Annotated in this window: 15 protein-coding genes; 11 read left to right on the top strand and 4 right to left on the bottom strand. The window is 64.0% G+C overall.

Translation table 11 applies throughout. The features are described 5' to 3' along the window. Positions 1–95 precede the first annotated feature (95 nt). The 3 genes from BN2694_RS01550 to BN2694_RS01540 form a co-directional block, all read right to left on the bottom strand. Positions 96–923, bottom strand: a complete 828-nt coding sequence (locus BN2694_RS01550; RefSeq protein WP_135661973.1) for a molybdopterin synthase — start codon at positions 921–923, stop codon at positions 96–98. 259 nt (positions 924–1182) lie between these two features. Then, positions 1183–2865, bottom strand: a complete 1683-nt coding sequence (locus BN2694_RS01545) for an L-lactate permease (protein WP_135661971.1) — start codon at positions 2863–2865, stop codon at positions 1183–1185. A 107-nt stretch (positions 2866–2972) separates the two neighbouring features. Next, a complete protein-coding gene (locus BN2694_RS01540) occupies positions 2973–3743 on the bottom strand; it encodes a PHP domain-containing protein (protein WP_135661969.1) in 771 nt (256 codons plus the stop codon). Between the two features lie 299 nt (positions 3744–4042). Here BN2694_RS01540 and BN2694_RS01535 point away from each other — a divergent pair, with 299 nt between their 5' ends. From BN2694_RS01535 to BN2694_RS01485, 11 genes are all read left to right on the top strand, one after another. After that, entirely contained in the window at positions 4043–4837 is a 795-nt protein-coding gene (locus tag BN2694_RS01535) for a hypothetical protein (protein WP_135661967.1), read from the top strand. Between the two features lie 408 nt (positions 4838–5245). Further along, positions 5246–5722, top strand: coding sequence for a GNAT family N-acetyltransferase (locus BN2694_RS01530; protein ID WP_135661965.1), 477 nt, complete (start codon positions 5246–5248; stop codon positions 5720–5722). A gap of 260 nt (positions 5723–5982) precedes the next feature. Further along, complete coding sequence (gene gltB, locus BN2694_RS01525; RefSeq protein ID WP_135661963.1) at positions 5983–10518, top strand: glutamate synthase large subunit; 4536 nt, start codon at positions 5983–5985, stop codon at positions 10516–10518. Continuing rightward, the gene (locus tag BN2694_RS01520) at positions 10518–11999 is read left to right on the top strand and encodes a glutamate synthase subunit beta (RefSeq protein WP_135661961.1); all 1482 of its coding nucleotides are present in this window, start codon (positions 10518–10520) and stop codon (positions 11997–11999) included. The genes gltB and BN2694_RS01520 overlap by 1 nt, the downstream gene beginning before the upstream one ends. Positions 12000–12068: 69 nt before the next feature. After that, positions 12069–13049, top strand: coding sequence for an NAD-dependent epimerase/dehydratase family protein (locus tag BN2694_RS01515; protein WP_135661959.1), 981 nt, complete (start codon positions 12069–12071; stop codon positions 13047–13049). 38 nt (positions 13050–13087) lie between these two features. After that, positions 13088–13585: a MogA/MoaB family molybdenum cofactor biosynthesis protein gene (locus BN2694_RS01510; protein ID WP_135661957.1), complete on the top strand. Its 498-nt coding sequence runs from the start codon at positions 13088–13090 to the stop codon at positions 13583–13585. A gap of 72 nt (positions 13586–13657) precedes the next feature. After that, positions 13658–14143, top strand: a complete 486-nt coding sequence (gene moaC / locus BN2694_RS01505) for a cyclic pyranopterin monophosphate synthase MoaC (RefSeq protein WP_135661955.1) — start codon at positions 13658–13660, stop codon at positions 14141–14143. 60 nt (positions 14144–14203) lie between these two features. Further along, positions 14204–15412, top strand: a complete 1209-nt coding sequence (locus tag BN2694_RS01500) for a molybdopterin molybdotransferase MoeA (RefSeq protein ID WP_135661953.1) — start codon at positions 14204–14206, stop codon at positions 15410–15412. Positions 15413–15596: 184 nt separating this feature from the next. After that, on the top strand, positions 15597–17456 hold the full coding sequence (locus BN2694_RS01495; RefSeq protein ID WP_135661951.1) for a molybdopterin biosynthesis protein: 1860 nt from the start codon (positions 15597–15599) through the stop codon (positions 17454–17456). Beyond that, on the top strand, positions 17443–18066 hold the full coding sequence (locus tag BN2694_RS01490) for a molybdenum cofactor guanylyltransferase (protein ID WP_135661949.1): 624 nt from the start codon (positions 17443–17445) through the stop codon (positions 18064–18066). Before BN2694_RS01495 ends, BN2694_RS01490 begins: the two co-directional genes overlap by 14 nt. 89 nt (positions 18067–18155) lie before the next feature. Further along, positions 18156–18485: a hypothetical protein gene (locus BN2694_RS01485; protein ID WP_167879935.1), complete on the top strand. Its 330-nt coding sequence runs from the start codon at positions 18156–18158 to the stop codon at positions 18483–18485. A gap of 10 nt (positions 18486–18495) precedes the next feature. On the opposite strand, the gene BN2694_RS01480 is transcribed toward BN2694_RS01485, so the two are convergent. After that, a complete protein-coding gene (locus BN2694_RS01480) occupies positions 18496–19185 on the bottom strand; it encodes a helix-turn-helix domain-containing protein (protein WP_167879934.1) in 690 nt (229 codons plus the stop codon). Positions 19186–19192: the final 7 nt, after the last annotated feature.

Below are 19192 nucleotides of genomic sequence, written 5' to 3'. Positions count from 1 at the left end.
GTCGGGTCGGGATCGGCCCGCGCCCCGTCCCGACAGCAGGAGTGTTCAGTCGCCGACACGGACCGAGGAGTGTCCCGGCCAGCGGCCAATCACCCCTATCCACTCTGTTCGTGGGCCCAGAATTCCCCTGAGACGGTGACTTCCTTCTTGAACAGCGGCACTTCGTCCTTGAGACGGTCGATCCCGTCTTCGACGGCCCGGAATGCTTCCTCGCGATGGCCAGCGAGCACGACCACGTGGACGACGTCCTCGCCTGCCTGGACGGTCCCGGTACGATGGTGGAGTTGAACGTCAAAGACGCCGTCCCGTGCCTCCAGGTCCGCCCGGATCGTCTCCATTCGCTCGGTCGCAACCGCGTCGTAGGCCTCGAACTCGAGGTATTCGGTCGGCTCGTCGTCCGGACTGTCCCGTCGGCGGACACGCCCGGTGAACGTCGCGATCGCGCCCGCCCGCTCGGCGTCGGCTGAAGCTTCGACGGATGCGACTAGCGACGACAGCGACTCGTAGGGCTCGACGGACTCGATCGCCTCGAGTGCCTCCTCGATTGAGACCGCCTCTACACTCGGTGCCGCGAGCATGGCGTCTGTGTCGGCTTCCGTTCCGAGAACGATCTGTGGGAGGTCGAGGTCGGCATACCCCTCTACGACGGCGTACTCACAGTCGACCGAGAGGTCCTCAAGTGCGTCCCACAGCGTGCGTGACTGCCCGGTCGCGAACCACGACTCGTCGGCGATCCCGTGCGTTCTGACAGCACCGGCCCGTCGGTGACGATCCGTGTCTTTTCCCTCCGTATCGACCGACGGCTCACAATCGATATGTTTGACCGTTCCCACCGTTCCTCGCTCGCACAACCGCTCGAGGAGTGTCTCGACGAGCGTCGTCTTGCCCGCATTCGAGGGGCCGGTCACTCCGATGACCTGCATACGCCGACGGAAGTTCCTGATCGGTTTGTAGGTGTCGTCGAACAAATACTGAAATCGGTCCCAGGGGATAGACAGCGAAAGAACAGTTGGCCGAGGCCGGACTTACTGCTCCGTCTCGCTGTGATCGTCGATACCGATAGCGAAACAGGTTGCCGACCCCATAGAGTGACGATAGTCCGTCTCAGAAGACACCGGGGGCGACGACGTACGCTGACATCATCCCGCCTCAGAGAAAGATTGGCACAGCGTCCGTGATAAATTACGCGACAACGTAGACAAGAAGCATCCCGACCGTCCCAGCGAAGGTCGCGAAGATAACGGTCGGAACGAGCACTTTCCGGAGGATATCACCCTCGCGGCCGGTGATCCCAACGACACCACAGATCGCCGCGATGTTGAGCACCGAGACCATGTTGCCGACGCCGCCGCCGACGTTCTGGATTGCGACGACGAGGCCCTTCGAGATGCCGACTTCCGCCGCGGCGTTATACTGGAGCGTGTTGAACAGGATGTCAGAGGTCGTGTTCGACCCGGTGACGAACGTCCCCAGCGCGCCGATCCAGGGGGAAACCAATGGGAGCGCACCTCCGGCCCCCTGGGCCAGGACGATCGACAACGCCTCCATCATCCCGACGAACTCGGCCGGGTTGGTCGCCGATTCGATCATGATCCGGGTCAGCGAAACCGCCACCAGCAGCGTCAGCGCCGCCGGCGCGATCTGGCGGGCCGACTCTTTCCAGGCGTCCATCGTCTTCTTGCCATCGAGACGGTAGAGCAACCCCGTCCCGATCGCGACCGGGACAAACGGCATCGTCCCCGGGAGGTAGAGATACCGCAGCGACCACGACTGACTCGTTCCCAACACGCCGTCGATGCCAACGGTGAACTCCTGCAACGTCGCAACGAGATCCAGTGTCGGCCAGCGCGTCACCAGCAGGAACAGCCCCACCACGAGATACGGCGTCCAGGCCAGCAACACGGGCATCTCCTTGGTTGGTTCCTCCGTCTCCAGGGTATCGAGGGTGAGTCCGCCGAGCCAGGTCGCCGACCACGTCTCGCGGTCGGGGAACTCCCAGGCCGTTTCTGGCACGAGTACGTCCCGGTCGGCCATGACGATCCCGACGGCGAGGACAACGAACCCAGCGGCGATGTCCGGAAGCGCCGGGCCGATGAACCACGCGACTGCCCACTGGATCGCGCCGGCCAATACACCCAACACGAGCGCGAACGGGGCGATCGGCGCCGTCGAACGGGCGGCACCCCGGAGCGAACGCTCTGCCTCGTCGCCGAACCAGTAGATGAGCAAGAAGACGCCGAGCAGTCCCCAGAAGGCAAACGTCAACCCGGTGATGACGCCACTCCAGGCCGATATCAGTTGCTGGAACGAGACGATATCAGTCCCGACGAGGACGCTCTCGCCCATCCCACTCTCGACACCGCCGATGATCGGCGTCCCGGCAGCCCCGAACTGCGGGTTCGGAGCGTTGAAGAACAGACCGAAGACGGCAGCCCCGAGTGGCGGGAACCCGAGGCCGATGAAAAGCGGCGCGGCCAGCGCACCGGGTGTCCCGAACCCGGCAGCCCCCTCGATGATCGTCTCGAAGCCCAGACCGATCAACAGCAACTGGACGCGCCGATCACGGGCGATCCCGCGGAAGTACCACCGGATCGTGCTGATCGCGCCGCTGACCTCCAGATAGTTCATCAGGAGGATCGCACCGAAGACGATCAGGACGATGTTCATCGCTTCCAGGGCACCTGTCAATGCCGAGGCGGCCCACCAGGTCGGTTCCATCTGCCACAGCGCTAGCCCGAGAACTGTGGCGATCACCCAGCCGACGCCCATCGACCGGGCCGCCGACCACCGTAATCCCACGAGCAGGGCGAACGCGACCGCGATCGGTACGCTCGCCGCCAGCGCCAGGATCGCTACACTCGTCATGTGCTTCCCACTGATAGACCCCCAAATATAGTTGTCTGGTTTCGTCTCCAGGCTGGGCTCGGCAATCTCCCAAGATCGGGCGCCGTCGAAAACGAGTTTCGGCCAGTTCAAACGTCCAGTTCGATCACTGGCAGATCCCGTTCCGCAACAGTGTCCGCCAGCCGGTCGACGCTGTCGATCAACGCCCCCGGCTCGTGGGCGTCCGACCCGATCGTGAACTCGACGCCCGCATCGAGCAGCGTCTGCACGAACGGATCGCTTGGATGGAACTCGCCGTAGTCGTCGAGGACGCGCCCGGCGTTGATCTCCGGGACAGTCCGGGATTTTTTCAGGGCATCGGCGATCCGACGGTACTGATCCGCGGTCAACAGGCCGCGTAACGCGGGGTTCCGTTCGACGAGATCGACGTGGGCGGCCACATCGAACAGTTCCGAGTCGACGAGCGCACACACCCGATCGACGTACGTCTCGACCGCCCCTTCGCGTTCGGCCGTCGAGAGCCTGCCGAAGTGTTCTCGGTCGTGGACGTTCGCGCCATCCACGGCGTGGACGCTACCGATGGCGTATTGAAAACCCGCGTCCGAGAGGAATGCCTCGATCTCGTCCTCGTAATCCGGGTGGTAGTCCATCTCGACAGCGTCGTAAATCCGGAGATCGGTCCGGTTTCGCGACCGTTCGATCGCTCGGCGGCGACGCTCGTAGGTGAGATCGAGGTTGAACCCGAACGCGTCGCGATAGGCGCGAGCGCCCTCTGTCCCGAAGACGTTGCAGTGATCGGCGAACCCGACACCGTCCAAGCCTGCCTCCTCGGCGGCACCGACCATTCGCGGAAGCAAATCACCGTCTGAATAGGTCGTGTGCACATGATAGTCGTGCATTGAACGAACTTAGACCGGCCGTCGAATTACAGGTTTCGTTATAGTTGATATGCTTTCTCTGTCTGGACATACGCGGGCTGGTATCGACCAATGGTGCCTGCTATCTCAGGCGCTCATCACAAGATAGTGTGATGCTTTCGATTCGATACTCTGGCCACCGTGGCATGAATCCTTCACGAAATATTTTTGCGCTGACTTTCGCGATAGGAAACATTGAGATAACCAATCAAGACCCTCCTTCTCCGCTTCCAGATCAAAGACCGGATGTGCGCTTTGGTTTCGTTGTCGGCCTGTATGTCATGGCGCTGCTCGTCCCGCTACTGGCCGCCATTAGCTGGTCTGTCCTGGACTGGTCCGCCGTTCAGGTTACCCTCTCCATCCTCGTTTTGAGTGCTGTCACAATCGCAGTCGTGACTGTCGGTACCACCCGCATCAGTGGGGTCGCTGTCGAACTCGGCGCGACTGCCTGGCGCTGGGGGCTCGTCGTCGTCCCCAGCATATTATTTGTCGGTCTGCTGTTCGTCGGTCTGTCGGTCCCACAGAGTTCGATCGAATTCTCTTCATTCTTGTCGGGTTCGATAACTGTCTATCCGGTGCCATTCCTGACGGTCGGTATCATGGCTGTCGGGTGTCTCGCGTTCGGCTATCTCGTCGTGTTGATGAGTCGGACTCGGTATACGGCGGCAGTTACCGACGGAACGACGGTCGAAAGCGAGTGGACAGCGAGGCCGACGCCGACTCGCCGTCGTTGGATCGTTTATGTTTCTTTGAGTTTCATCATCGTTGGCTTCAGTACGTTCTTTTTCGTGTCCGAAGGGTTCTACGTGATCGGACAGCTACTAATCCCTGTTGCGGGCGGACTTTTGGCGATGCGGCAGTCGAATCACTATCGAGTACGGGCGTCTGGTCTGGAAATATACGAGCAGCGAGCCCGGAATATAATTCACTGGGACAATTGCACTGACTTTACTGCCAGCGACGACGCTATCGCTGTTCACCGTCGTCGGTCGCTCCCACCTGTCGGATTCGACCGCGAGGATATCGACGCGGACACTGTTATCGAGGCACTTGCGACCCACCTCGACGAGCAGTGAGGGCGAATGGAACAGCGTCAACTGAGAGCACTTTCTCCGAAAATAGATCTAGTGTACCAGTCTGGCAATTTCGACAGTGAGCTCGGCCTCGATGAACGCAGCCATTGCCAGCAGAACACCGGTGATCGCTCCCCACCGGAGAAAACCACACAATCGACGGTAATGGTCGTCTCGATAGAGTCGTTAGAAGGGAAGGGGAGCGTGTGACGTTTCAGGTGCCCCCGGGCGATTCTGGCGTGGGAAGACACATAAATCACCGTCAGACTTCAGTCGGACGATCGGCAGACTGCAATGGGATGACACACAGTGGCGTCGGGACTTGCTTTCCCGCTCGCCAGAAACCGTGCAGAGACCGACCACGATCGGCAAGCAGCTATAAGTCGGGAGGCGATAGTCGAGACGAGAGCGATGAAAGTCACGATCCGGACGGCGACTGTCGGAGACGTGCCGAGCCTCGGGATCCTTCGGGGACAGGCGATCGAGGCCGCCTGCAGCGACGTCTACGATCGCCAGCAGTACGCGGACCTCGTTGCTGACCCGCGAACAGACCTCACGACCTGGATCGACAGCGAGGCGATGACTGTCCTCGTCGCCGAGACCGAGATCACGCCCGTCGCCTACGCCGCCTTCGACGAGGACACGGGTGAAATTCTGTCGATCGCGACCAATACCGACTACCAACGAGAGGGGTTCGGGAGCGCGCTCGTAGACAGGGTAGAGGACCGCGCCTGCAAACTGAATCTGGACGAACTTGGAGTGAGTGCGCCGACCGTCGCCGTTGGGTTCTTCGAGGCACAAGGCTTCGATGTTGTCGGTGAAGACGACTGGTATGGTCTCCCCGCGAAGAGACTCAAGAATCACACCGACTGCGGTAACGATCGCTGACAACTGGCTCGGAATGTCACCCGAAGTAAAGTCCAGTCCATCAGTGAGAATGGACACCAGCCATTTCGTACAACCTCGATCATGATAGTTTTTCATCCATCGGCCACACAGTGACCGAACGTCCGGTATTGTGTGGATAACAGAGACGAACACGCCACGTGTGGAGAGAATACCGGCCGGTCGTTCGAGAGCCAGCGGAGGGGACGCAATTCCTGCACGCACCCCGCCCCTTATGCCGGTCTGTGATAAGTACACACACGATGAATACACCAACGGTACCCGACGGTAAGCGAGGATTGACCGACGGGTCAACCCAGAAGTCAAACTGTGGCGTCGGTGTCTTGCTTAACCTCGACGGCGAGAAGGAACACGGCATCGTCTCCGAGGGGCTCTCACTGCTCGAGAACCTCGACCACCGCGGTGCTCGCGGTGCCGAGGAGAATACGGGCGACGGGGCAGGGATTTTGATTCAGAAGCCCCACGCTTTCTTCAGCGAAGAGGTCGACGCACTCGCGGGCTACGATTTCGACGACTACGGCGTCGGTCAGGTCTTCTTTCCGCGAGAAGAGTCGGCCGCGAAGCTTCGTGAGATCATCGAATCGGTAGCCGACGAGGAGGGTTTCGACGTACTCACCTGGCGGGACGTACCCACGGACAACGAAGGACTGGGGGCGACTGCCCTGGAGGGCGAACCGGACGTGACGCAGTTCTTCGTCGAGCCGCGGGACGACCTCGATCCCGCGGAACTCGATACGGCACTGTACGTCCTCCGGAACGTCATCGAGTCACGGGTCGACGAACAACAGCCGCCGGGTCACGAACGTTTTTACGTTTGCTCGCTCGACCGCCGGAAGCTCGTCTACAAGGGACTGTTGACCAACGCCCAGGTCCGCACGTACTACGAGGATCTCTCGGACGAACGCGTCGAGACGAGTCTGGTGTTCGTCCACTCGCGGTTCTCGACGAACACGCTGGGTGCGTGGGATCTCGCTCACCCGTACAGGAACATCATACACAACGGGGAGATCAACACGCTCCGGGGGAATCTCAACTGGATGCATGCCCGCGAAGCGGATCTCGCCAGTCCCGTCTTCGGCGAGGACATCGAGAAGCTGAAACCGATCACCGAGGAGGGACAGAGTGACACGGCCGTCGTCGACAACGTCCTCGAACTGCTCGTCGAGGGCGGGCGGTCGCTCCCGCACGCCCTCCGGATGCTCGTCCCGGAGGCCTGGGAAGAGTCGGACTATCTGGATCAGGACCGCAAGAACTTCTATCAGTACCACTCGACGATCAACGAACCCTGGGACGGCCCCGCACTGGTGGCCTTCACCGACGGATTCAGCGTCGGCGCGATCCTCGACCGGAACGGCCTGCGCCCGTGCCGGTATCTCGTCACGGACGAAGACCGACTCGTCATGTCCAGCGAGACCGGCGCGATCGAGGTCGATCCCTCGCGAGTCAAGCGGAAGGACCGCCTCGAACCCGGCCAGATGTTCTACGCCGACGCCGAGGACGGAATCGTTCCCGACGACGATATCTTCGACCGGCTGACCGACGAAAAGTACGGCGAGTGGCTCGAGGAGAACCGTGTAACGCTGGCCGACGTCGAGGGAGGCACGGCCACGGCACCGACGTACGTCGAGGACGACATCACGAAGTACCAGCGCGCGTTCGGGTACACTCTCGATCACGTCGAGCGTCTGATCGAACCGATGGCCGAGGACGGAAAGGACCCCATCGGCGCGATGGGCAACGACACGCCGCTGTCGGTGCTCTCTAGCCGGAACAAGACGCTGTTTACGTACTTCAAGCAGCTGTTCGCCCAGGTGTCGAACCCGCCGATCGACTACATCCGCGAGGAGACCGTCACCTCGCTGAAACAGCACGTCGGTCGCCAGAACAACCTGCTCGCCGAGACGCCCGAGCACTGTCGGCAACTGGCACTGGACTCGCCGATTCTCTCCCGGAAAGAACACGCCAAGATCGCCGATATCGACGAGAACGGGATCACCTCGGCGACGATTGACATTACCTACGATCCGGGGGAGACTGATCTGGAAGCCGCCGTCGAAGACGTGCGTGAACGGGCGGTCGACGCACTCGATGAGGGAGCCGAGATCCTGCTTCTCTCGGACGCCGAAACCGGCCCGGAGCGCGTGCCGATCCCGAGTCTGCTTGCGGTCGGTGGCGTCCACCACCACCTCGTCAGAGAGGGGCTCCGGACCCACACGGCCCTCGTCGTCGAGAGCGGCCAGCCCAACGCCGTCCATCACTTCGCGACACTCGTCGGCTACGGGGCCGACGCCGTGACGCCGTACCTGGCCTACGAGTCCATCGAGGAACTGGCCTTCGACGGCGTCCTCGAGGTCGATCGCGAGACCGCGCTCGATCAGTACCGCCACGCCGTCGAGGACGGTATCCAGAAGGTCATGGCGAAGATGGGCATCTCGACTCTGGAGAGCTACAAGGGCGCCCAGATCTTCGAGGCCGTCGGCCTGGATTCGGATTTCGTTGCGGAGTACTTCGAGGGGACCGAAAACCGGACCGAAGGCATCGGGATCGAGCAACTGGAGGCCGACGTGCTCGAACGCCACGAACAGGGCTTCGAGGGGTCGGTCGCGGGCAACCTCGAACTCGATCAGGGCGGGGAACTGTACTGGCGACGTGACGGGGAGTTCCACCAGTGGAACCCCAACACGATCGGCAAGCTCCAGTACGCCACCAACAACGGCGACTACGACGCCTACCGGGAGTTCGCGGGGATGATCAACGATCAAAACGAGCGCCTCCAGACCCTCCGGGGACTGCTGGACTTCAACACCGACGAGCGGGAGTCGATCCCACTCGAGGCGGTCGAACCCGTCGAGGAGATCACCAAGCGCTTTTTCAGCTCCTCGATGTCGTTCGGGTCGATCTCTCCGGAGGCCCACGAGACGCTCGCTGCGGGGATGAACCGCGTCGGCGGGTTCGCCTCTACTGGCGAGGGTGGTGAGCCGACCGAACGCTTTGGTACCGAGCGAGAGTGTGCCGACAAACAGGTCGCCTCCGGACGGTTCGGTGTCACAAGCAACTACCTCGCTAACGCCGAGCACTTGGAGATCAAGATGGCACAGGGGTCAAAGCCCGGCGAGGGGGGCCACCTGCCCGGCGAAAAGGTCAGCGAGTTGATCGCCGAGACGCGCTCGACGACACCCGGTGTGCCACTCATCTCGCCCCCGCCACACCACGACATCTACTCGATCGAGGACCTCGCCCAGTTGATCCACGACCTGAAGTGCTCGAACCCCGACGCGGACGTCCACGTCAAACTGGTCAGCGAGGCCGGTGTGGGCATCATCGCGGCCGGCGTCGCGAAGGGGAAAGCCGATGCCGTTCTCATCAGCGGGCAGTCCGGCGGGACCGGGGCATCGCCGAAGACCTCGATCAAGAACGCCGGTCTGCCCTGGGAGCTGGGCATTGCCGAAGCCAACCAGATCCTGCTGAACAACGACCTCCGGTCGCGGATCCGTGTCCGGGTTGATGGCGGGTTGAAAACCGGCCGCGACGTCGCGATCGCCGCGCTGCTCGGAGCCGAGGAGTACGGCTTCGGAACGGCGCCGTTGATCACCTGTGGCTGTGTCATGCTGCGGAAGTGTCACTGCAACACCTGTTCGGTCGGCGTCGCCACCCAGGACGAGGAGTTGCGCGAGCGGTTCCCCGGCGATCCGGAGTTCGTCGCCAACTACATGCGATTTATCGCCCGCGAGGTGCGGGAGATCATGGCCGAACTCGGCGTCGAGACGATGGACGAGCTGATCGGACAGGTTGGCCTCCTCGAACAGAAGGCGGTCGAGCACCCGCGAGCAAAACACGTCGACCTCTCGGAACTCCTCTGGCGGCCAGATTACGACGACGACCCACGAAAGACGATGGAGCAGGACCACGGTCTCGGAGAGAAACTCGACCAGGAACTCCTCGAGGAGGCCGAGCCAGCCATCGAGCGGGGCGAGTCCGCCGAGATCAGTGGCCGCGTCACCAACGAGGACCGTACCGTCGGGGCGATGGTGAGTTCGGAAGTCTCGAAAGCGTACGGCGAAGCCGGATTGCCCGACGACACGATCACGTTCGATTTCGAGGGGACCGGCGGCCAGTCCTTCGGCGCGTTCCTTGCGCCCGGTGTCACGATCGAAATGACCGGCGACGTCAACGACTACGCCGGCAAGGGTCTCTCGGGCGGGAGACTGATCATCGAGACCCCGCCCGAGGCTGGGTACGAGGCCAGCGAGAACATCGTCACCGGCAACGTCGCGTTGTACGGTGCGACCGACGGCGAGGCCTACTTCAACGGGCAGGCGGGCGAACGCTTCGCCGTCCGCAACTCCGGTGTCAAGACGGTCGTTGAGGGCGTCGGCGACCACGGCTGTGAGTACATGACCGGCGGCGTCGCCGTGATCCTCGGTGAGACGGGGAAGAACTTCGGCGCCGGCATGTCCGGCGGCGAGGCATACGTCCTCGACGAGTCCGGTGACTTCGAGGATCGGGTCAACACGGACATGGTTCACCTGGAAGCGCTGGACGAACGCGACCGCGAAATGGTCAGGCGGATGGTCGAGAACCACGCTCGCTACACTGACAGCCAGCGGGCGAAGGAAATCCTCGACAACTGGGAATCGTACGTCGCCCAGTTCGTGAAGGTGATGCCCGACGCCTTCGCCGAAGTCGTCGAGGAGCGCCTCGAACAGGGAGAAGACGTCCGGTCGTCGCCGCCGCCGAAACCGAGTACGCCGACGTTCCCAACGGAGGGTGACGACTGATGGCCGAACATCACCCCGGGGGCTACCGCCGCCACCGGCGCCAACCGATCGGCAAGCGTGATCCGGACGAGCGGACCGGGGACTTCGAGGAAGTCTGGGCGGAGAAATGGGACGAGCAGCAGCTCGCAGAGCAGGGCGAACGCTGCATGGACTGCGGGACGCCGACATGCATGGGTGGGTGTCCGATCGGGAACATCATCCCCGACTGGAACGACCTCGTCCACCGCAGCGACTGGAAGGAGGCGCTCGAACGCCTGCACGCGACCAACAATTTCCCGGAGTTCACGGGGTACAACTGCCCCGCACCTTGCGAGAACTCCTGCGTGCTGGCGTACAACGACGACCCGGTGACGATCAAGTCCATCGAACGGGCCATCGCCGACAAAGGCTGGGAGGAGGGCTGGATCGAGCCCGAACCACCCGAACAGCGCACCGACTACGAAGTGGCTGTCGTGGGATCGGGGCCGGCGGGCCTGGCAGCCGCCCAGCAACTCAACCGCGCTGGCCACCACGTGACGGTGTTCGAGCGTAACGACGAGGTCGGCGGACTGATGCGCTACGGCATTCCCGACCAAAAGTTCGCCAAACACCGCGTACAGCGCCGCGTCGATCAATTGCGTGAGGAGGGCATCGCCTTCGAAACCAACGCGGAGGTCGGCGGGAACGTCCCAGTCGAGCGCTTAGAGGACGATTTCGACGCCTCGGTCATCGCCGTCGGATCCCAGAAACCGATCGACCTCGACCTGCCCGGTCGGGACCTCGAGGGGACCCACTTCGCGATGGATTACCTGACCCAGCAGAACCGCCGAAACGTCGGCAAAGATGTCTCCGGCCCAGATATCGACGCCGAGGGCAAGAACGTGGTCGTGCTGGGCGGTGGCGACACTGGCGCTGACTGCGTGGCGACGGCCCACCGCCAGGGGGCCGAGCAGGTCGTCCAGATCGAACTCCTGCCGAAACCGCCGGTCGAACGCCCGCCCGGCAACCCGTGGCCGGAACAGCCCCAGACCTACAAGAAGACCTACGCCCAAGAGGAGGGGGCCGTCGAAGAGTACAACGTCGACACCAACGCGTTCGTCGACACCGACGGCGACGGCCGGGTCGATACACTCGAAGCCGATCGGGTCATCTGGGAGGAGGGCGGTGAGGGGCCACCCGAGAAGAAAGTGAGCGAATCGAACCTGGAGATCCCCGCAGATCTGGTGATCCTGGCCATCGGGTTCGAGGCCCCGGAATCGACCCCGTTCGACCCGCTTGGCGCCGAGATCAACGACGACGGTACGTTCGAGACAGACGAGGCGATGATGACGAACGTCGACGGCGTCTTCGCGGCCGGCGACGCGAAGATGGGGCCGTCACTGATCGTCTGGGCCATCGGCAGCGGGCGGGACGTCGCCCGCCACGTCGATCAGTACCTGACCGGCGAAAGCGACCTGCCGCCGAGCCTCGAGACGTCGAACGAACCGCTCGTCTCGATGTGACGGCGCCGCAGTGACGGCATCGAGTGCCGGAGCGACACCCGTTTGTCCCGCCCATCCCTGTGCTCTGCCATGGATAGCGCACTCGTCATCGGCGGCACGCGGTTCATCGGCCGCCATACTGTCGAGGAATTTCTCGAAGCCGACTACGAGGTGTCGATCTTCAACCGGGGGAACCACGAGAACCCCTTCGCCGGGGACGATCGCGTCGAGCACGTGCAGGGCGATCGGACCGACACCGCGGCGCTCGAACGTGCCCAAGAGGTGGTCGATCCCGACGTGGTCGTCGATTGTGTGGCCTACCACCCGCGTGACGTCCGCGCCGCGACCGATATCTTCGCCGACGTTTCAGCCTACGTCTACGTCTCCAGTGGCTCGTCCTACGGCGCCGAACGCGTCCCAAAGCGGGAGGGCGAGACGCCACTGGAACCCTGCAACGACGAGCAGGCAGTCGACGACTCCCCGCAAACTTACGGCAACAGGAAGGCCGAGGGCGACCGCGCGGTCGTTGAGGCCGCCGCGGAAGGTGTCGACGCGATGGCTGTCAGGCCGACAGTCGTCTACGGCCCATACGATTACACCGAGCGCTTTGACTACTGGTTGCATCGGGTTGGGGCGTACGACCGCGTCGTGGTTCCGGGCGACGGCCTCAGTCTCTGGCAGTTCGCCTACGTCGAGGACGTTGCAAGCGCGCTGCGGATCGTCGCCGAACGGGGCGAAGCCGGCGAGGCGTACAACGTCGGCGACCGCAACGCACCGACGCTCGGACAGTGGGTCGAACTGATCGCGGACGCGATGGATCGGCCCGTCCACCCCGTCGGTGCGAGCGCCAACGAACTCGCTTCAGCCATGCTCGCCCCCGAGGAGTTCCCCCTGTACCGCGACAGTCCACACCTATTATCGACGGAGAAACTCCACGCGCTCGGGTGGGACTCGACGCCACACGAGGCGGCACTCGCAAAGACAGTCGCGGAACACCGCGAAAGCGGTCGGACTGGCGAAGACGAAGGACCGGATCGGGAGCAGACAGAGATAATTCTCGGAACGATCTGAGCGGCGATCATATAACGCGGGCGCCCGAGCGTGCTCGCATGGGCCACCACCACGATCACGACATCGCGGACATCACCATTGCGCTGGTGACGATTTCCACGTCCCGCACGCTCGACGACGATCCGGCCGGCGACGCGATCGCCGTAGCCATTGAGGACGCGGGTTCCACCGTCGTCGAGCGACGACTGGTCGACGACGACGCCGACGCGATCGAGGCCGCCCTGTTGGAACTCGTCGACGCCCCCGAAGTCGACGCCGTCGTGACCACCGGTGGGACGGGGATTACGCCCGACGACGTGACGATCGACGTAGCCGAGCGCGTCCTAGAGATCGACCTCCCGGGATTCGGCGAAGAGTTCCGGCGTCGGTCCTTCGCGGAAGTCGGCACGCGGGCGATGGCGACGCGGGCGACGGCCGGCGTGCTCGCGGGCGTCCCGGTGTTCTGTCTGCCCGGCAGCGAGAACGCCGCCCGGTTGGGCATCGAAGCGTTGATTCTCCCGGAAGTCGCCCACCTCGTCGCGATGGCGACGCGATAACGGCCCGTCTTTTCCTGAGTCACGCCCGCGCCGTGCGGAAGCTACAACTTCCCGAGGACCGACCGAGGAGTCATGACCGAGGAGTTCACGCACGTCGAGGACGGCGCGGCCGACATGGTCGATGTCGGCGACAAACCCGCATCGAAGCGTCGGGCCGTCGCCGAGGGGGAGATCACCCTCGCAGCCTCAACGATCGCGGCGATCCGCGAGGACGAGATCGGGAAAGGAAACGTCCTCGCGACGGCCCGGGTCGGCGCGATCCAGGCCGTCAAACACACCTGGGAGACGATTCCGCTGTGTCACCAGATTCCGATCACGAACATCGATACGGCGTTTACTGTGAATGACGACGTGATACGCCTGCGCCTCGCGGTCGAGACGACGGGACAGACGGGCTGTGAGATGGAGGCACTGGAAGGGGTAACGACGGGATTGAACGTCGTCTGGGACATGGTCAAAGCCGCCGAGAAGGACGCGGACGGATCGTATCCCGAAACAGCGATTCGGGATGTCCAAATCGTCGAGAAAACAGTCCAGCGAAGCGAAGAGACGGCGTAGTCGGCCCGCCGTCGATCACCGTCCCAACCGGTTTTTCTACCGTCGGACCGGAACTGTTCTATGGCCGATCGCCACGGCGCGGGGTTCGGGTCGGTAACGCGTCTCCCCGACGCACGCGAAAAGTTGCTGTCGCTCGTCGAGCCACACGGACGTACCCAACAGGTCGAACCCGACACTGCAGTCGGCCGGGTACTCGCCGAACCAGTCGACGCTGAACGGGCCGTCCCGCACTTCGAGCGGGCGGCAATGGACGGCTTCGCCGTCCGATCGAGTGATACGCACGGTGCGTCGGATCGATCACCGCGACAGCTCGATCCGACAACCGACGCGGTCGGGAGCGAGGAGGGCGTGCCGGTCAACACCGGGCAACCGTTGCCGGAGGGGGCCGACGCCGTCGTCATGATCGAGGACGTCACCGAGCGCGACGGGATAATTGACGTCACCAGCGCCCTCACACCGGGCGAAAATGTCTCCCCAGTGGGCGAGGATGTCTCCGAGGGCCGGACACTGTTCGAGCCTGGTCGACGGATCGGCCCGGCGGACGTCGCACTTCTCCGGGCCACGGGCGTCGATTCTGTCGTCGTTCGGGATCGACCGGATGTCGGGGTGATCCCAACCGGCGAAGAACTCGTCGAAGATGACCCCGCTCGCGGCGAGATCGTCGAGACCAACGGGACGATGGTCGCGGAACTCGTTGGGCAGTGGGGTGGCCGGGCGAACACGGAGGGGATTGTCACCGACGACTTCGATCGGCTGGCCGAGGAGATCCGGACGGCGGCCGGGACTAACGATCTAGTTGTGACGACCGGCGGTTCCTCTGTCGGTGATCGCGATCTCCTGCCCGAAGTTCTGAAGTCGATCGGCGAGCTGTGCGTCCACGGGGTGGCGATCAAACCGGGCCACCCAGTCGGCTTTGGCAACGTCGAGGAGACGCCGATCCTGGTATTACCTGGCTATCCCGTCTCCTCGTTCGTCGGGGCGACCCAGTTGCTCCGCCCCGCGATCGCTCGGGCCGGCGGGTTCGACCCGGCGCCGATCCACAGCCGGGAAGCCCAACTCGGCGGGAAGATCGCGAGCGAACCCGGCATCCGGACGTTCGCACGTGTCACTGACACCGAGGAAGGCCACATCGAGCCGCTCCGGGTCGCGGGCGCGAGCGTGCTCTCGAGTATCACCGACGCCGAGGGGTGGGTCGTCGTTCCCGAGTCCGTCGAGGGATACGCGGCGGGCGAGACGGTCACCGTCGAGACGTGGAACTGGACCGAGTGAGTCCGTTCGGCGTCGATCCAGCAGACTGTTTCACTCCCGGCTCCAGACGATTCGTCTCAAAGCCGTTTTCGATGGCATCGACCCCATCTATCCGAAGGGTGAAACGGGACCGGGATGACGGCAGATCCGGACAGCGCCTGGACCTGCCGAGGGGTTTTTCGGCGACTCCCCCGTAGGGCCGTCAATGACCGACCGACGTGAAATGCGGGAGCTGGTGACACCCGCCCGCGCCCGCGAAGCGATCGGGAACTTCGAGGCCCCGGCCGGAACCGAGACCGTCCGAGTCGAACGCGCGAGCGGACGCGTACTCGCCGAGCCGATCGATGCAGGAATCGACGTCCCCGGGTTCGATCGCGCGAGCATGGACGGGTACGCGGTCCGTGCGAGAGAGACGGCTGGTGCGGGCGAGATGGATCCGATCGAACTCCGGGTCGTGGATCGCCTCGCGGCGGGGGAACGTCCGGAGACGGCTGTCGAGGCTGGCACGGCGGTCGAGATCGCAACCGGTGCTGTCCTCCCTGAGGGTGCCGATGCCGTCGTGATGATCGAACGATGCGAGGCCCGCGGTGAGACCGTCGCTGTCGAGCGGGCGGTCGCGCCTGGCGCGAACGTGATGTCGGCAGGCAGCGACGTGGCGGCCGGCGATCGAGCGCTGAGCGCGGGGACGCGCCTCGCCCCGCGGACGATCGGCCTGCTTGCGGCCATCGGCCGCGAGACGGTTCCTGTCAGAACAGCACCGACGGTTGGGATCCTTCCGACAGGTGACGAACTCGTCGCACCCGGTAGCGAACTTTCCCCAGCGGAAGGAGAGATCTACGACGTCAACGGGACGACGCTCGCGAACGCGGTCCGAGAAACCGGCGGCGAACCTCTCCGGTACGGTATCTTGCCGGACGACGAGAGCGAGATGCGAGAAACGCTATCCCGGGCGGCCGCCGAATGTGACCTGCTGTTGACGGCCGGCTCGACCAGCGCGGGCAGCGGCGACGTGCTCTATCGCCTCGTCGAGGCCAACGGCGAGTTGACGATCCACGGGGTCAGCATCAAACCGGGAAAACCGACGATCGTCGGCCGCTACGACGGGACGCCGCTCGTGGGACTGCCCGGCTATCCAGTCTCGGCGTTGTCGATCTTCCGATTGTTGGTTGGGCCGACGCTACGCGAGTGGGCGGGAACCGACCGCGACGCCGCGACTGTGACCGGCCGGTTGGCTCGCACAGAGCGCTACGACGAGGGCCGCCATCGCGCCGTGCCGGTCGGCCTGGTCCGGGACGGGAGTGACGACCTGCTCGTCTACCCGGTCGATCGCGGCAGCGGTGCGACGACGAGCCTGGCCTACGCGGACGGCGTCGTCGAGATGGCCGCCGACACGCGACGGCTCGACGCTGGCGAGACGGTCACCGTCGAGTTGTTTTCGACATCTGATCGGCCGCCCGAACTGCTCGCTGTCGGCGAGCGCGATCCCGGCTTTCTGGCCGCCATCGACGGGATCGATCGAACGCGTTACCGGACGCTCGGTTCGACTGGTGGCCAGCGCTGGCTGGCTGATGGGATCGCCGACGTGGCCGTCGTCACCGGCGAGAATTCCTTCGAATCCACAGCCGAGACGCTCGGCTGTTGGACCCGCGAATGGGGGCTGTTGCTTGCCGACGGGATCGACGTCGACGGCGTCGCTGCCCTCGCAGACGGAGACTATCGGTTCGTCAATCGCAGTCGCGGCTCGGGCTTGCAAGAGGCCTTCGAGGCCGTCATCGACGGGTCGGACGATCCCGAGGGCATCCGGGAGAAGATCGACGGGTACGGGATCGGGACTCACGGCATCGAGAGCGCCGCCAGACGGATCGAACGGGGCAGCGCCGACGTAGGGCTCGGGCTTGCGACGACCGCCGACCGCCTCGGCCTCGGCTTCCAGGGACTCGGCGTCCAGCCGGTGAGCGTCTTCGCCGCGGCCGATCGCGTCGAGAAACCAGCCGTCGGGCGTCTCGCCGACCGGCTCGACGATGAGAGGCTATTCGAGGGACTGACTGGGTATGCCGTCGATTGAGAACGCGGCGGCGATCGTCCTGGCCGGTGGGCGGAGTCGTCGCTTCGAGGGCGGTGAGAAGGCGCTGGCAACGGTCGGCGGGATGTCCCTGATCGGGCGCGTCGTGGACATCGCCGGAAGAGCCACCGACAGGACGCCGATCGTCGCCGTCGCGACGGCCGAACAACGGGAGGCTTACGCCGACGTACTGGACGCGCTAGTCCGGTTCGTGATCGACGTGCCCGACCGGGAGGGACCTCTCGCCGGGTTGTCGGGCGCTGTGGAGGCGTCCGATGCCCGATGGTCGCTGGTCCTCGGTTGTGACATGCCGCTGGTCGAGGAAGCGTCGGTCGAGTGGCTCGCCGGGAAACGGGCCGGGGAAGCCGACGCAGTCGTTCCACGGACGGCGAACGGACTCCACCCACTCCATGCCTGGTACCGCCGGGGCGCGCTCGCCGAGGCGCTCGAAACCGACCGGTCTGGCCGGAGCCTGCACGCGCTGGTCGAGCGACTCTCCGCCGTGGTCGTATCGGCCGAGGAATCACCGGCATGCGTCGATCTCGATCGCTCGGTGAAAAACGTCAACACGCGAGCGGACCTGAAAGTGGCGCGAACGCTATTCGAGGACTGACCGAAGCGCCGAGGCTGCCGGACTGGGATTTCCCTGAGACGAATATGTTCGCTGTAGGCCTTTTCGTGGATGGGTTCGTCGCTCCGACCATGTCGGGAGCGAACGGGGAGAGAAACGTCGATCCGGACGCGGTCGAACACCGGTTATGCGAGCGTACCGAACGGACGAAACAGCGACACGTCGCTGTGGCGACCCGGAAGCTAGACGAGGACTGTCGGGGCGAACTCGAAGGACTCTGTGACCGTCTGGCCGACCAGATTCTCACAGGACCGATGGTGGCTCTCGACCTGGCCGCCCAGCGGGACGACCCGGCACTCGCTCGCACAGTGGCGACCCTTTTTGCCGTCGAGAGCCACGGAGACCCCAGGGACGTGACGGAGGAAGAAACCCGAGAAGCGGCCGTCTCAGTCGAGCAGTGACCGTCGCCCCTCACGGTCGCTCTTTGGGAGAGCGCTGCCTTGCAGTTGTGTCCGATCGAGAGTTCTCCAGTAATCCTTCGAGGAGTTTGCGCTGGGCGGCCGCGAGGTGCTCGGTGAATGTGGGCGTGGCGACCCCGAGTTCGTCCGCGACGACCGCGGCACTGGCGTTCCGTGGATACTCAAAGTAGCCCATCTCGTAGGCGGTCTCCAGCACCTCGCGCTGGCGGGCGGTCAGGTCGTCGGGATCAGTGACCCACAGCGGTCCTGGGTCGTCCTCCGGCGGCGCCCGGAGGAGTTTCCCCACTTTGACGCCGTCCTGAGTCTCCCGCAACGTCGAAACGATCGCTCTGATTCCGTCGAGATCACAGGCAAGCACAGTCACGAACAGCGTTCCGTCCACGATCTGTACGTTACGGACGGTACAGCCTTCGCGTTCGATACACTCACAGACACATCCCTGGCCGTGCGCTCGCGGGAGTCGATAGATAGTCCGTTTGTCGTCCCGGAATATCGCCGTCGCGTCGCCGAGCGTATCCGGACGGTCGCCTTCCCGAACCGTGAACTCGTCGTGGACGCGCCCCTCGGCGTCCGGGACGACACTCCGGGAAACCGACGAGACCGGCCCGCAATCGCGGGAGGCAGCGGCTACGTCACAGCGACGTGGGTCCTCGACGACGAGTTCCGCCCGAACCCCCTCCATTGTGTTA

The sequence above is a fragment of the Halorhabdus rudnickae genome, from assembly GCF_900880625.1.
GTDB classification, from domain to species: domain Archaea; phylum Halobacteriota; class Halobacteria; order Halobacteriales; family Haloarculaceae; genus Halorhabdus; species Halorhabdus rudnickae.
This window is presented reverse-complemented; position numbering and strand designations above follow the sequence as displayed.

Coding starts and splice junctions, on each gene's coding strand:
- BN2694_RS01480 (WP_167879934.1), bottom strand. CDS start 19,185: ATGGAGGGGGTTCGGGCGGAACTCGTCGTCGAGGACCCACGTCGCTGT.
- moaC (WP_135661955.1), top strand. CDS start 13,658: ATGACCGAGGAGTTCACGCACGTCGAGGACGGCGCGGCCGACATGGTC.
- BN2694_RS01500 (WP_135661953.1), top strand. CDS start 14,204: ATGGCCGATCGCCACGGCGCGGGGTTCGGGTCGGTAACGCGTCTCCCC.
- BN2694_RS01515 (WP_135661959.1), top strand. CDS start 12,069: ATGGATAGCGCACTCGTCATCGGCGGCACGCGGTTCATCGGCCGCCAT.
- BN2694_RS01495 (WP_135661951.1), top strand. CDS start 15,597: ATGACCGACCGACGTGAAATGCGGGAGCTGGTGACACCCGCCCGCGCC.
- BN2694_RS01530 (WP_135661965.1), top strand. CDS start 5,246: ATGAAAGTCACGATCCGGACGGCGACTGTCGGAGACGTGCCGAGCCTC.
- gltB (WP_135661963.1), top strand. CDS start 5,983: ATGAATACACCAACGGTACCCGACGGTAAGCGAGGATTGACCGACGGG.
- BN2694_RS01535 (WP_135661967.1), top strand. CDS start 4,043: ATGGCGCTGCTCGTCCCGCTACTGGCCGCCATTAGCTGGTCTGTCCTG.
- BN2694_RS01490 (WP_135661949.1), top strand. CDS start 17,443: ATGCCGTCGATTGAGAACGCGGCGGCGATCGTCCTGGCCGGTGGGCGG.
- BN2694_RS01510 (WP_135661957.1), top strand. CDS start 13,088: ATGGGCCACCACCACGATCACGACATCGCGGACATCACCATTGCGCTG.
- BN2694_RS01485 (WP_167879935.1), top strand. CDS start 18,156: ATGTCGGGAGCGAACGGGGAGAGAAACGTCGATCCGGACGCGGTCGAA.
- BN2694_RS01550 (WP_135661973.1), bottom strand. CDS start 923: ATGCAGGTCATCGGAGTGACCGGCCCCTCGAATGCGGGCAAGACGACG.
- BN2694_RS01520 (WP_135661961.1), top strand. CDS start 10,518: ATGGCCGAACATCACCCCGGGGGCTACCGCCGCCACCGGCGCCAACCG.
- BN2694_RS01545 (WP_135661971.1), bottom strand. CDS start 2,865: ATGACGAGTGTAGCGATCCTGGCGCTGGCGGCGAGCGTACCGATCGCG.
- BN2694_RS01540 (WP_135661969.1), bottom strand. CDS start 3,743: ATGCACGACTATCATGTGCACACGACCTATTCAGACGGTGATTTGCTT.